This is a genomic window from Sphaerisporangium sp. NBC_01403 (assembly GCF_045040145.1).
Lineage (GTDB): Bacteria > Actinomycetota > Actinomycetes > Streptosporangiales > Streptosporangiaceae > Sphaerisporangium > Sphaerisporangium viridialbum.
On record NZ_CP109534.1, the window covers coordinates 2,758,605 to 2,772,203 of the forward strand.

The following is a 13,599-nucleotide window of genomic DNA, read 5'->3' on the forward strand; positions in this document are numbered from 1 at the left end:
CAGGAGTCTGTCAGATAGCAACGTATTACCTGACAAATCAAGGTTCGAGCCCCGCCTGCTCCGCCCACCCCTGGACCCTGCGGGAAATCGAGTCTGGAGCAGTGAACGGCGGTCTGCGTTCTTCGATTTTCGTGTCTGCCACGAACTCAACCGCGACCAAGGAAGCTCCTGACTCGATCACCACTCAAGCGCAAGTTCAGAGAACAAATCGGAGCTCGAACGGGCGGTGGGCCCTGATCATGAGTCGACGCCTGGAGCCTGACGGCTCCCCGTCCGGCAGGTTGGATGTGTTCGGTCGGACAGCCCCTGCCTAGGCTTTGCGGGCGAGCAGGTGAATCTCCTGGAACTGCCGTCGGTCGGTGGGCTGAGGCTCGCGAACCATCCGGGCTACCTCGGCCAACCCGGACTTGCGCAGCATCGCGGCGAGGTGATCAGGCCACCACCGATAGGCCGGCGCGACTGTGTGATCGAAGACCTGCGTCGGGTGAGACGGATCATCGCTTGCCGAAAAGCCGACCAGAAGGTGGCCGCCAGGTGCCAGCACACGATGGAACTCCGCCAAGATGACGGGGAGTTCCTGCGGCGGAGTGTGGATGATGGACCAACGTGAGAGTACGCCGCCCAGCACGCCGTCAGCGATGTTCAACGCGGCCATCGAGCCCACGTCGAACCGCAGGCCCGGATAGGCCTGTCGAGCCAACTTGATCATCGCAGGAGAGGCATCGACACCACACGCCGCCAGCCCCAACTCGTCCAGATAAGCAGTGATATGGCCAGGCCCACACCCCAGGTCCGCGACCTGACCGTCCCCACTCGCACTTACGACCTCGGCGAAGGCACCCAAGATCGCGCGGTCCAGGGGACTGTCACGCAGCGTGTCGCGGAACAGCTGCGCATAGGTGGGGGCAGCAGCGTCGTAAGCCTCGCGGGTGGCACTGAGGGCATCGTGTTCGACCATGCTCGCGACAGTAGTTCCTGGCGCTGAGGCGAGCCGAGAGAATCACGATCTTCCCTCCCGTCCGTTCGCCCGGGCTATCGCTAGTTCAGAGAAGCTTGTGTCAGATGCGCACTCCTCCGACCGGACCCGGCCCAGCGGGCACGGCTGGTGGAGATCCGCGACAACCCATTCGACCGGATCGCCGAGGCCCAGCGCGAAGGCTGGCTCGGCGAAGTCGAGGGCCTGCAGGCTAGCCTCGCCGGCGCCGAGGACGAACTCGCTCAGCTCGACGCCGACCAGCCCCGCAGGAATCGACCGGTCAGCCTCGGCATGCCCACCTTCATGACCCGAACCGCCACCACCGCCAACCCGGGAGCCTGCTTGATCAGGATGTCCTGCTTCACAATCCATCCGGCACCAGCCGGACGACTGTCTCCACCTCCGGAGCAAGCCGCAGGCAAGTCAGGGTCGGGAAAGCCGCAAGTCGATCCAGGGGATGGTGTCTCCCGGGAGCAGGTAGCGCTCGGTCTCGACGAACCCGTGCTTATGTGCGAACCGCACACCGTCCTCGTTGGAGGACAGGACGACGGTCTCGATCACCTCGGCACCGAGCTCCCGCGCCCGTTTCAGTCCGCGTACATACAGTTCCTCGCCGAACCCCTGCCCACGGTGATCGGCGAGCACACGGGCGATCACCGTGGCCGTCGACGTATCACCCGTCGGCGGGCGCACGGTGCTGCAGCCCACGAGAACGTCACCGAGATATGCGACCTCCAGGTGGTGCCGCTGACCGCGTTCCCGTACCTCGTCCAGAGACAGGACGTGGGTAGGGATGATCACGTTGTGGACGTACCGCCAGTCTTCGAGCTCGGTGTCGTCGTCCGGCCGTTCGATGCGAATGTCAGACATCGCAGAAGGAAACCCGAGCACACCTCGGAGCGTCAACTCCGTTTTCCTCGACAGCAAGTCATCGTTGCCACGGGCAGGGCAAGATCCTTTCCGGCCACAATGCGTGAAGACGAAACCGGCCCCACGGGTGATGAGAACCTGAAGATCATTTCGGATAAAACCAGGTCGGCGCGCTCGGTCTGGTCCTCAGCGACGCCGCGCTCTGGACCACCCGCTACATGGACGCCGCCGTCGAGCAGCTACGGGCGCTGCCCGCCGAAGCACGCGAGCACGACGTGCCGAACGAGGACGTCGCCCGGCTCTCCCCGCTCGAGCACGCGAACCTCGACGTGCTGGGCCGCCACAGCTTCCGCGCCTCCACCCCGGCCGGCGGCAGCCTGCGGCCACTGCGCGACCCGTCCACCGACAACGACGACGAGGACGAGGAGGGATGAGCCCCAGGTGTGTTCAGCTGGCGGCGGCATCGCCGTACGCGGCGCGTCACCGCTTCGCGAGGAGCTTGTCCGTCCACAGCGGACGGCAAAAGGCAAAGGCAAGGAGGTTACACACTCCTTGCCACTCTCAACGTATAGCGCACCGGGGGGCTTGCGGCAAGACCCGGGTCGTGCTGCAGAATCTCCGACCGAAGCCAGAACCTGCGGAAATCAGAGGTTCGCGAAGTACGTGTGCTTTGTCGACGTGTGGGTCTCGCGGGACGTCGAACCGCCGACTCGCGGTGCGGTTGCCGGCACTCGGCGCGGAGGTGCGGGTGTGCCCGTCGCGCGACTGCGCGGAGCAGCCGGCCGAAAATGCACCTTGTTGAACGGGGGGTTTTCATGATTGACGTGATCGTTGCCGGTGGCGGACCGACCGGCTTGATGCTGGCCAGCGAGTTGCGGCTGCACAGCGTGCACGTGCTCGTGCTGGAGAAGGACGCGGAGCCGGCCAGAATTGTCCGCTCGCTCGGCCTGCACGTGCGCAGCATCGAGGTGATGGACCAGCGCGGTTTGCTGGAGCGGTTCCTCGCGCACGGCCAAAAGTACGCGCTCGGTGGTTACTTCGCCGGTATCAACAAGCCGCGGCCTGACAGGCTGGACACCGCGCATTCGTACATCCTCGGTATCCCGCAGACCGTCACCGATCGCCTGCTGGCCGAGCGCGCCACCGAGGTCGGCGTCGAGATCCGGCGTGGCTGCGAGCTGGTCGGGCTGAGCCAGGACGACCACGGGGTGACCGCCGAGCTGGCCGACGGCACGCAGCTGCGCTCGCGCTACCTCGTCGGTTGCGACGGCGGCCGCAGCACGGTGCGCAAGCTGCTCGGTGTCGGCTTCCCCGGCGAGCCCGCCAGCGCCGAGTGGCTGCTGGGCGAGATGGAGGTGACCGAGGAGTCTGCGACGGTTGCCGCCATCGTCGCGGAAGTCCGCAAGACCCATCGTGGGTTCGGCGCCGGGCCCCTCGGGGACGGGGTGTACCGCGTCGTCGTGCCCGCCGAGAAGGTGGCCGAGGACCGCACGGTCCCGCCGCCCCTTGAGGAGTTCAAGCAGCGGCTGCGAGTGTTCGCCGGCACCGACTTCGGCGCGCACTCACCGCGCTGGCTCTCCCGGTTCGGCGACGCCACCCGGCTGGCCGAGCGCTACCGGGTCGGCCGGGTGCTGCTGGCCGGCGACGCGGCGCACGTCCACCCGCCGCTGGGCGGGCAGGGGCTCAACCTCGGCATCCAGGACGCGTTCAACCTCGGCTGGAAACTGGCCGCCGAGGTCGGCGGCTGGGCACCGGAGGGGCTGCTGGACAGCTACCACACCGAACGGCACCCGGTGGCCGCCGACGTGCTCAACAACACCCGCGCGCAGTCCGAGCTGCTGTCTCTCGAGCCGGGCCCCCAGGCAGTGCGCCGGCTGATAGCGGAACTGATGGACTTCGAGGAGGTGAACCGGTACCTGATCGAGAAGATCACCGCGATCGGGGTCCACTACGACTTCGGCGAGGGACATGAGCTGCTCGGCCGGCGGATGCGGGACGTGGGGCTGAAGCGGGGTCGCCTCTACGAGCTGACGCACGGCGGCCGCGGGCTACTGCTCGACCAGACCGGCCGGCTCTCGGTGGCGGGCTGGGCGGACCGGGTCGACCACGTCGTCGACGGCAGCGAGGAACTGGACGTGCCCGCGGCGCTACTGCGGCCGGACGGCCACGTGGCGTGGGTCGGTGAAGATCAGCAGGATCTGCTCAGCCGGCTGCCCAGGTGGTTCGGCGCTGCCGTCAGCTGAGCGCGCAGTTTTGCCCCTGGTGACGCCGACCCGAGCGGGGGGACGAGAAGGCGTCGTTCTCGGAAGTCTTGGGTGGACAGCGATCAGCCGCCGTCGCCGGCAGCGGGAACGCCGCGACAGAGAGCCTTGACGCCGGTGATGATCAATTCGAGGCCGCCGGCAGCAGTGCCGCCATCACGACTTACGGCGAGAACGAGCCGATGTGCCTCACGGTCAAGGCGTTCGGCGCCGCCCCGCCGCTCCGGCTCAAGGGCTGGGACCGGGTGGTCGAGGTCGGCGTCGTCAGCCGCAGCGGCCGCCTGGTCGTACCGCCGTACCCCGAGGGCGGCGACAGTGGGACGATCCAGCCGCTGCCCAACCTGGCCGTCGACGGCCCCGGCCGCTACCGGATGCGCGTCTACGCCCGCGCGTCCGAGTGGGACGAGGACGACCCCGACGCGCCCGTCGAGGAGCATCTGATCGTCGTCTACCCCGGCCGTTCCGCGAAGAAGATCGTCCACCGGCTGTGACGGTGACCAGTCAGCCACCCTGCGTATAGACCGACACGCCCGCCGCCACCGCCACCCGGGCGGCCGGGCTTCGGCACGCGGCGACGCACTACCCGATCCAAGGCGGCGCATCTCTGACTGGGATGCGAGTACCTCGACACCGCCCACTCCGCCGCCGACGGCGACCGCCTCCTTGACCGCTGACCGCCCGGCCTCACCACTCCTGATCCGCGCTCGCCAGAGCCACCTGGCAGGTCACCGCGCCATCGACGACGAACAGGCCGAGCTCGTCGTCACCCGAGTCATCGATGCGATGAGTCAGCACGACCTCATCGTTCACGTACACCTCCACGACGCTTCCGTCGACGAGGATCGCGCATTCCGCGCGGACGGGTCCCTCGGCGAGCGCGACACGGGCTTCGGCGGCGAGTGCCCCGTCCACCTCGCGCCGTTCGGCGCCCCGTCCGACGAGATCGGCCCAGAAGTCGTCCAGCGGATACGGCGATCGGGAGAGGTGAACGCTCCCGCGTATCCGGTCGAACGTGACGTACCAGCCGGCGAGGTCGGCGTCGGTGCGCAGCGTCAGGCCGAACGCGGCGGGGGCGTCGTCACCGGAGAACGCACAGCGGACGAGGTAGGCGGACGGAACGGTGGCGGGCGTCAGAATGTGGTCCGCCGACGATCCGACGGCATCCAGCGTGATCGTTGCCGTGTCGGCTCCGTCAAGGGGAACCGGGCGGTCGAAGCGCCGGGCGACCGACTCCGCGAGGCGGACGTGGAGCATACCGTCGCCGTCCGCGCGGACCTCGCGCGGCGCGGCGAAGTCACCTCCCCAGCACCAGCGTCCGGTCGCGGCGCGGTCGTGGACCCAGCCGAAGAACACCCGGCCGTTCCGGTCCCGCGACGGTGCTGACTTGGCCGCGTACCACCGCCGGCCGCCCAGTTCGTCGTCGGCCGGCGCGCGGAACGGACCGCGCGGGTTGTCCGCGACGCGGTAGATCGTGCCCACGTGTTCGGAGAAGCGGGAGTAGACCAGGTACCAGCGGCCGTCCAGCTCCCAGATCTCCGGGCATTCAGGACAATACGTGGAGCCGGGAACGTAGAGCGGTTCCTGCTCGACCGTCCAGGTGAGCAGGTCGTCGGAGGTCGCGAGCATCAGGCAGCCGCGTCGCCAGCGCGGTCCCTCGGCGAGACGCGCCGCTATGACCATCCAGTAGCGGGACTCGGCCTCGTTGAAGAAGACGTACGGGTCGCGCCAGTCGACGGGCTCGCAACCGGGAGGCGGCAACAGGATCGGATTGCCCTCGTGTTTGGTGAACGTGACGAGGTCGGTGCTGGTGGCGAGGCAGATGCTCTGCGGGTTGCGCACCCCGACGCGGTGGCCGGTGTAGAAGAGGTGGAACGTGCCGTCGCGTTCGATGACGGAGCCCGTCCAGACACCGTCACCGTCCACGCTGCCTGATGGGCCGGGCTCCAGCGCCGGCGGTAGCTCCCGCCAGGTGGCCAGGTCCTCGCTCGCGACATGCTGCCACGTCGTGCGTACCCGGGCGGGGTAGTCCAACGTGTCCGGCGGCGAGGACAGGAAGAACAGATGGGTGGTTCCCTGGTGCTCGAACGGGATGGCGTCACCGGCGGGGACGCCGGAAGACGGACGACGGAATACGCCCATTGTGGTCCTCCGATGGTGCGCTAGCCGGAGACGCCGGTGGCGTCTCCGGAGTCGATCTCGGTCTGGGACAGGTCGATGCGGAGGTCGGCGCTGTCACGCGTCGCCGCGATGAGGCGGGCGTTGGCCTCGTCGACTTCCTTCACCCACCGCCGCGCGGCGGCCGGAGTCTTGCCGTACCTGACATGACGTGCGCTGAGTCGCGTCCGGCGGAGGTCGTCGTCGACGTCGACGTACCAGACCTCGGTCAGCTGCGCGCGGATCCCCGGCCACGGCTCCGTACGGCTCAGCAGGTAGTTCCCCTCGGTGATGACGAGGCGGGTCGCCGGTTCGACGGCGATGCTGCCGGCGATCGGCTGCTCGATCTCGCGGTCGAAGTCCGGCGCGTAGACGGGGTGATCGAGCTCCTCGCGCAGACGCCGCAGCGTGGCGAGGTAGCCATGGCCGTCGAACGTGTCGATCGCGCCTTTGCGGCTGCGCGCGCCGAGCCGGTCAAGCGCCGCGTCCGCGAGATGGAAGCCGTCCATGGGAACGCACACGGCCGGGAAACCGTCGCCGCTGAGAGCCTGGACGAGGTGGTGGGCGAGGGTGGACTTCCCCGCCCCGGGACAACCGGTGATCCCGAGGATCGCCCGCCCGTCGCCGCCGCTCAGTCCGCGGGCCCGGGCGATGAGTTCGTCAAGCATGGGCGGCCAAGGCGGCGGAGTCGAGGTGAGCGGCGAGGAACTGCCGCGCGTGCGCCGCGAGGGGGGCGCCGTCGTCCCACAGGTCGCGCCAGACGGCGAGGTCGTGTGAGAGGCCGGGAGCCAGGACCGCGGAGGAGAACGACTCGAAGGTGATCGGCCCGCGGTAGTCGATGTCGGCGAGGGCGTGGAAGAACCCGGTGAAGTCGAGGTGACCGGAGCCGAGGAAGCCGCGGTGGTTCTCGCCGATGTGTACGTAGCCGAGCCGGTCACCGACGTCACGTACTGGCCTGACCAGGTCGTCCTCCTCGATGTTCATGTGGTACGTGTCGAGGTGGATCATCACGTTGTCCTCGGCGATGGCGTCGGCGAGGGCCAGCGCCTGCCGCGCGGTGTTCACCACGTTCGTCTCGTACCGGTTGCAGATCTCCAGCCCGAGCGTGATGCCGTGGCCCTGCGCTTCGCGGGCCAGCGAGGTCAGCACGGAGACCGCGTTGGCGCGGCCACGCTCGGTGACGGGCTGGGCGTACTTTCCGAGGGCGCTGTAGAGCGCACCGGTGAGGATGCGACCCCCCAGCGAGGCGGTCGCCGCGAGCGAGTCCGCGAGCAGCCGCGCGCCACGCTCGACGACGGCGGTGTCGTCACTGGAGACGTCCGCGTCAAAGGCGAGACCACGGGAGCAGGCCACGGCGACACTCTCGGACTCCAGGAGGTGCCGTGCGTGCGCGACGTCGAGGTTGTCGAGGTCGTGCAGCGAGAGCTCAAGCAGGTCGAAGCCGGCGGCAGCGGTCTCGGCGACGGCTCGCTTGACCGATTCCCTTGATGTGTCACCGGCCCAGACCAGGGCGTGGACGCCGAGGGGGTTGGGTGCGCGTTCGATCATGTCATTCCTATCGTCGGATCCCCGGCGTCCCGCCGTACCTTCGCGGCAGGGATGAACGCATCGGGGGGGAGATGTCAGGCGGAGAGAATGGTGCGGAGGATGTCCTCGACAACGCGCGACCCGTCGACGTCGACGCAGACCTGGACGTTCGGTTCTTCACGGCGGACGGGCACGGTCTGCCCGATGGTGAGCTCACCGCGCGTCTCAACGCCGAGCGGCATCGCCTCGAAGTCGGCGATGGAGCGGTCGGCGGCCACGGCGACGGCGAGCGGGTCGTACAGCACGCAGCCGGCGTGGTCGGCCCAGTCGAACATCGGCGACTCCATGTAGGTGGCGCAGATGTCCAGCAGCAGCGGCGCGAGCCGGGAGGCACCGCGATCGACCGACCGCAGCAGCGTGTCGGTCAGGACGACGCCCTTGTTCGGGTTGGTCACGTCGAGGCTGACCATCGTGAGGTCGACGCCCGAGCCGAACACGATGTCGGCGGCGTGCGGATCGAACCACATGTTGCACTCGGCGACGGGGGTGATGTTGCCGCGTCCGTACTGCTGGTCGAGGCCCAGCGCGCCGCCCATGAACACGATCTCGGCGATCAGCTCGGCGAGATCGGGTGCCTTGAGCAACGCCATCGCGAGGTTGGTCTGCGGCCCGATGGCGACGACCGTCACCTCTCCCGGGTTGGCGCGAACGGTGTCGATCAGGAAGTCGACGGCGTGTCGCCCGGCTTCGCCGAGTTCCGGGAGCGGGATCCGGCCGGGCGCGCCGCGCGCGCCGGCGTAGGCGTCGACGAGCTGCGCCGGGAGCCGTCCACTGAGCGGTCGCGCCATACCGACGGCGACCGGGACGTCACGCCGGCCCGCGGCCCGCAGGACGGCGGCCGCGCCGCGGGCGCCGAGATCGGGAGGGCAGTTGCCGAACACGGTGGTCACGCCGATGAGTTCGACACGCGGATCGGCGAGGGCCAGCATCAGCGCGAGCGGGTCGTCGGCGTCGGTGCCCGGGATCCCCACGCCCGGGTCGGTGTCGAGGATGACCTTTCGGCGTGTCATGGCCTCTTCCTTTCCGCGCGCGTCGCAGGATCGGGCGGGTTCGTCGCGTTCGTTGCGGAGTGCGCTTCCAGCGCCATCGCGCCGGTCATGATGGCGACGGCCTGCTCCATTGTGTGGGACCGCGGCGTCACCACGCCCGCGCACCGGCCGAGCCGCTGGATCTGGACGCGGTCGGCCACCTGGAAGACGTTGGGCATGTTGTGGCTGATCAGGATGACCCCGAGTCCGCGGCTGCGCAGCTCCTCGACGAGGCGCAGCACCTGGCCGGTCTCGCGCACCCCCAGGGCGGCGGTCGGCTCGTCGAGGACCACCACCTTGCTGCCAAAGGCGACCGCGCGCGCGACCGCGACTGCTTGGCGCTGGCCGCCGGAGAGCGTCTCGACGATCTGGCCGATGTCCTGGATCGTGCTGATGCCGAGACCGCTGACCATGTCGTGCGCGTCGCGACGCATCCCGCGGTAGTCGAGCATCCGGAACACCCGGCCCAGGGCACCGGCGCGGCCGCGTTCCCGGCCGAGGTAGAGGTTGGATGCGATGTCGAGCGCGGGCGTGAGCGAGAGGGTCTGGTAGACGGTCTCGATGCCCGCCTCGCGCGCGTCCTGCGGCCGCCGGAAGTGCGCCCCTGCGCCGTCGACGTAGATCCTGCCGGCATCGGGGATCTCGGCGCCGGTCAGACACTTGATCAGCGTTGACTTGCCGCGGCTCGGACGGCGCCGCGGGGGACGTGGGGCACATTCAGATCGCCCACGAGGCAAGCAGTGATCCGCCCGTCTGCCGATGCGGGAAGGTCGGGTGCGTCGAGGCGTACGCCGGCGGCTGGGCCCTGCAACGGGACCTGCGCGAGCTCGGACACCACGTTCCCACCATGGGCGACGTCGTACAGCTGACACGCGAGGGACACCCGGACGCGACCCGGCTGTTCAGGCGTGCGATGAACATCCTCGGAACCGCGATCTCGGACCTGGTCAACGTGCTCAATCCACGGATCGTGGTACTCGGCGGCCGGCTCGCCGCCGTCGACGACTTCCTGTTCGCCGGCATACGAGAGGTCGTCTACCGGCGCTCCCTCCCTCTCGCGACGCGCAAGCTCGAGATCGTCCCCAGCACCCTCGCCGAGCACGCGGGTGTGTACGGCCTGGCAAGGCTCGTGCTCGACGACGTGTACTCGCCCGCACGCATCACCCGCCTGCTCGACACCCGCTGAATCTTCCTGTTCGAGGCGGAAGACGCGACGGCTGGATGCGGACGACCAAGCCCTTAACGTGCATGCGTCCTTGACGAGACATGTGCGCCGGTTTAGCCTCGAAAACGGATTCACCTGGATGACGCGACTCGCCCGGAGTCGGCGCCGGAAACGCGTCATCCCTGGTCTTGAGCGGCTCCGCTCGTTGACCGTACTCGTACATCATCTCGTCCGCCGACCCTCAGGAGTGCTCGCCCCACGTCACGTGCGCGGACCCGCGTCGACGTGTCCGAAAACCTGCTGCTCCGCCACGCCCCTGGCCGCTGTGTTAGCGCTAACATCACGACCGGCGGGGGGCCTCACCCCCATTGAAAGGTTTTCCATGCACGAGAACAGCCCTCGGCGCCTTGCCCGCACGCTGGTGGCCGTGGCGGCGCTCCTCACCGCGGTCCTCGGTGGTCCCCCCGCTGCGGCGGCAGACCGGCCCGCCTCCTCGACGGCGCACGCGCCGACCACGTCCGCCGCCGCGGCACCGGACCTCAACGGCTTCACCGCGGGCAACGCCGCGATCACCTCCGTCGACCTCGCCGGGACGTGGAGTTTCACCCCGGCGGGCCGAGCGGCCACCTCGATCACCGTGCCCGGCGGCGGCTGGTACAAGCTGGGTTTCACCGACGTGACCGAGGCGGTGTACTCGCGCAGCGTGACAGTGCCGAACTCGGGGCAGCCGCAGTCCACATGGGTCGAGTTCGGGGCCGTCAACCACCAGGCGACGCTGTCGGTGGACGGCCAGGTGGTCGCGACCCGCACCACGGCCTTCACGCCCTCGAACTTCGACATCAGCGCCTACGCCGCGCCTGGGACCACTCACACGATCACGGTGCGCGTGAAGGGCCGGGGCGCCCTGAAGAATCCGGCGAATGGCAAGTACGTCGTTCCCACGGCCGCCGAGTGGTCCGAGGCGATTCCCCAGGGCATCTTCCGTTCGGCGTTCCTGCGCGTGTATCCGGCCGTGTACATCAGTGATGCGTTCGTCCGCACGTCCGTGGCGGATCGGACCCTCGCCTACGACGTGTACGTGACGAACACCTCGGGCAGCGCCCGGTCGGTGACACTGAGCGGCGCGCTCTCGCCGGACGGCGGTGGCTCGTTCGCCTACCCGGCGCTGCCCGGCCGGACGGTCACGGTGGCGGCGCGCACGACGGCCAAGGTCACGGTCGGTCCCCTCGCCTGGAACCTGGGCACCGACTCGTACTGGTGGCCGAACGTCCCCTATCGGCCGGGGTACCGCGCCCAGTTGCATCGCCTGGCGGTTCACGCCACGACCGATGACGGACGGACCAGTGACGCCACCTACCGGTTCGGGTTCCGGCAGAGCACCCAGAACGGTGAGTATTACTACCTCAACGGCGTGCGGCTGAACGTGCGCGGCGACAACCTGCAGGGCGCGGATTACGACCGGATCGACAACGGCGGCAAGGGGGACGCGTACGACACGCTGCCGGGCTTCCTTCCGCCGTCGGCGGGCAACGGCGGCTGGCCGCTGGCCGTGGACAACTACCAGCGGCTGAACTACAACGTGGTCCGGGTGCACCAGGAGCCCGCCAGCCCGTACATGCTCGACGTGGCCGACGAGCTGGGCTTGATGATCATCGACGAGACGGCCATCCGCGGCTCCAACGGCGGAGAGGACTTCTACGCCGGGCACGACAACATGGTCGACCACGCCAGCGCGCTGACCCTGCGCGACCGTAACCACCCGGCGGTGATCCGGTGGAGCCAGAGCAACGAACCCGGCCTCAGCGGAGACTACGAGCAGTTCGAACAGGACCTGTACGCGGCCATGAACGGCAATGACGGCACCCGGCCCATCCACGTGGACGGCGAGCCGGCCAACAAGTACCCGAACATGAGCTACCCCAACTTCAACGTTTTGCCGCACTACCTCGACGGCCTCGGCGCGTACAGCGAGAAGGTCGAGGTGGTGGCCGGCCGCCCCGACGGCGAGGGCGAGTTCATCTGGCCGAAGTGCAACACCAAGCAGGGCTTCGAATGGTTCGCCACGTTGGTCGCCGCCAAGCGCGGCAAGGACGCCAGTGACCTGCGGCCGTACACCCTGCTGTCCGGCTGGGCGGGCTTCGTGCCCGGCGTGCGCACCACCGACTTCGTCCCGGAGGAGGGCGGCCACCCCGTCTACGGAGCGGACAACCTGCCCGATCCCTGGAGCAACCCACAGATCCAGCGGATACAGACCGCCTTCCATCCGGTGGCCGCGATCGACCTGCCCTACTGGTCGGCGTCCGGCCCCTCCGACGCCAACGGGAGCTTCCCGCTGCCGCAGGCCGTGGACAACTACGCCCACAACACCCCCGTCACCCGGAACATCACCGTCTTCAACGACGACCTCCGCGACACCTCCGTCGCCTTCGCCTGGACGGCCCGGCTCGACCGGCCCGACGGCTCCGTCATCGCGTCCGGGAACACCGATCTCACCATCCCGCTCGGCTCGCGGGTGACCCGCCCGATCTCGTTCACCACACCGGCGAGCGGCGCGAAGGTGTACCTGGTCCTGTCCACCACCAAGCCGGGCGGGACGACCTTCACCGACACGGCGGAGTACTTCACCTTGGGGCAGGGCTCGACGAGCGTCGATGACGCCGACGCCGCCGTGACCTACGCCGGGTCCTGGGGTCACGCCACCGGCGAGCAGGGCGTCTTCGCCGGCACCAACTCCTACAGCGACGTCGCGGGGGCCACGGCGACGCTGAACTTCCTCGGCACCGGAGTCACCCTGCGCGCGGTGACGGCGCCCGGCCATGGGATCGTGGGCGTCTCCGTGGACGGGGGGCCCGAGGCGCTGGTGGACGAGTACTCCGCGGCGCGGACCGGCGACGTCGCGGTGTGGAGCAGCCCCCGGCTGGCCTCCGGCACGCACACGATCCGCGTGCGCGCCACCGGCGACAAGAGAGCACAGGCGACGCACAACTGGGCCACCATCGACCGGTTCGAGGTGACCAACGCACCCGTCTCCGGCACGGTGTACCGCATCGTCAACCGCAACAGCGGCAAGCCCCTCGCCGTGGCGGGGAACTCGGCCGCGGACGGCGCGGGGATCGTCCAGCAGACCGGGAACGCCGCATGGAGGATCAACTCCGCCCCGGGGAACACCTTCACCCTGACCAACACCGGCACCGGCAAGGTGCTCGACGTCAACGGCGGCGACCCCACCGTGGGGCTGCAGCTCCAGCAGTGGTCGGCCAACGGCGGCAACAACCAGTTGTGGTACCTGCGGCCCACCGGTGACGGATACTTCACCATCGTCAGCCGCGACAGCGGCCTGGTGGCGGACGTGTACGGCCTGGCGACGGAGGACGGCGCCCGAGTCGTCCAGTGGACGGCCACCGGGGGCGTCAACCAGCAATGGCGGCTGGTGCCTGCCTGAGACGACGCCGCCGGCCGATCAACCACGATGAGATCGGACCGCCCGGAGCGGCGCATCCCCATGGCCACGGTCAGCGAGATCAGGTGAAGGACGTTCGGCCGCGGGTGTGCCGGCAC

At 69.1% G+C, this 13,599-nt stretch carries 12 protein-coding genes and 1 pseudogene; 5 read left to right on the forward strand and 8 right to left on the reverse strand.

The features are described 5' to 3' along the window. Window positions 1-310 precede the first annotated feature (310 nt). The 3 genes from OG589_RS12420 to OG589_RS12430 all read right to left on the reverse strand — a co-directional run bounded on the left by OG589_RS12420 (window position 311) and on the right by OG589_RS12430 (window position 1,846). Window positions 311-958: a class I SAM-dependent methyltransferase gene (locus tag OG589_RS12420; RefSeq protein ID WP_405148790.1), complete on the reverse strand. Its 648-nt coding sequence runs from the start codon at window positions 956-958 to the stop codon at window positions 311-313. Window positions 959-1,218: 260 nt separating this feature from the next. Beyond that, window positions 1,219-1,341, reverse strand: coding sequence for a hypothetical protein (locus tag OG589_RS12425; protein WP_405148792.1), 123 nt, complete (start codon window positions 1,339-1,341; stop codon window positions 1,219-1,221). Between the two features lie 58 nt (window positions 1,342-1,399). Next, window positions 1,400-1,846 (reverse strand): GNAT family N-acetyltransferase, encoded by a 447-nt coding sequence (locus OG589_RS12430; protein WP_405148794.1) that lies wholly within the window; start codon window positions 1,844-1,846, stop codon window positions 1,400-1,402. Window positions 1,847-2,019: 173 nt separating this feature from the next. Here OG589_RS12430 and OG589_RS12435 point away from each other — a divergent pair. From OG589_RS12435 to OG589_RS12445, 3 genes and pseudogenes are all read left to right on the forward strand, one after another. After that, a pseudogene (locus OG589_RS12435) lies at window positions 2,020-2,280 on the forward strand (hypothetical protein); the annotation flags it as partial. A 381-nt stretch (window positions 2,281-2,661) separates the two neighbouring features. Beyond that, window positions 2,662-4,089: a rifampin monooxygenase gene (gene rox, locus OG589_RS12440; protein ID WP_405148796.1), complete on the forward strand. Its 1,428-nt coding sequence runs from the start codon at window positions 2,662-2,664 to the stop codon at window positions 4,087-4,089. A 68-nt stretch (window positions 4,090-4,157) separates the two neighbouring features. Next, window positions 4,158-4,598, forward strand: coding sequence for a hypothetical protein (locus OG589_RS12445; RefSeq protein ID WP_405148797.1), 441 nt, complete (start codon window positions 4,158-4,160; stop codon window positions 4,596-4,598). A 193-nt stretch (window positions 4,599-4,791) separates the two neighbouring features. On the opposite strand, the gene OG589_RS12450 is transcribed toward OG589_RS12445, so the two are convergent. From OG589_RS12450 to OG589_RS12470, 5 genes are all read right to left on the reverse strand, one after another. Continuing rightward, window positions 4,792-6,246 (reverse strand): family 43 glycosylhydrolase, encoded by a 1,455-nt coding sequence (locus OG589_RS12450; RefSeq protein WP_405148799.1) that lies wholly within the window; start codon window positions 6,244-6,246, stop codon window positions 4,792-4,794. 20 nt (window positions 6,247-6,266) lie between these two features. Beyond that, window positions 6,267-6,929 (reverse strand): nucleoside/nucleotide kinase family protein, encoded by a 663-nt coding sequence (locus OG589_RS12455; protein ID WP_405148801.1) that lies wholly within the window; start codon window positions 6,927-6,929, stop codon window positions 6,267-6,269. Next, window positions 6,922-7,809: a sugar phosphate isomerase/epimerase family protein gene (locus tag OG589_RS12460; protein ID WP_405148803.1), complete on the reverse strand. Its 888-nt coding sequence runs from the start codon at window positions 7,807-7,809 to the stop codon at window positions 6,922-6,924. The genes OG589_RS12455 and OG589_RS12460 overlap by 8 nt, the downstream gene beginning before the upstream one ends. Before the next feature lie 74 nt (window positions 7,810-7,883). Further along, window positions 7,884-8,858, reverse strand: a complete 975-nt coding sequence (locus OG589_RS12465; protein ID WP_405148804.1) for a nucleoside hydrolase — start codon at window positions 8,856-8,858, stop codon at window positions 7,884-7,886. Beyond that, a complete protein-coding gene (locus OG589_RS12470; RefSeq protein WP_405148805.1) occupies window positions 8,855-9,613 on the reverse strand; it encodes an ATP-binding cassette domain-containing protein in 759 nt (252 codons plus the stop codon). Before OG589_RS12470 ends, OG589_RS12465 begins: the two co-directional genes overlap by 4 nt. On the opposite strand from OG589_RS12470, the gene OG589_RS12475 reads away from it, so the two are divergent. Together OG589_RS12475 and OG589_RS12480 are read left to right on the forward strand one after the other, a co-directional pair. After that, window positions 9,583-10,062 carry an ROK family protein gene (locus tag OG589_RS12475; protein WP_405148806.1) on the forward strand — a complete coding sequence of 160 codons (480 nt, stop codon included), beginning with the start codon at window positions 9,583-9,585 and terminating at the stop codon, window positions 10,060-10,062. The genes OG589_RS12470 and OG589_RS12475 overlap by 31 nt on opposite strands. A gap of 361 nt (window positions 10,063-10,423) precedes the next feature. Next, window positions 10,424-13,483: an RICIN domain-containing protein gene (locus tag OG589_RS12480; protein ID WP_405148808.1), complete on the forward strand. Its 3,060-nt coding sequence runs from the start codon at window positions 10,424-10,426 to the stop codon at window positions 13,481-13,483. Window positions 13,484-13,599 lie beyond the last annotated feature (116 nt).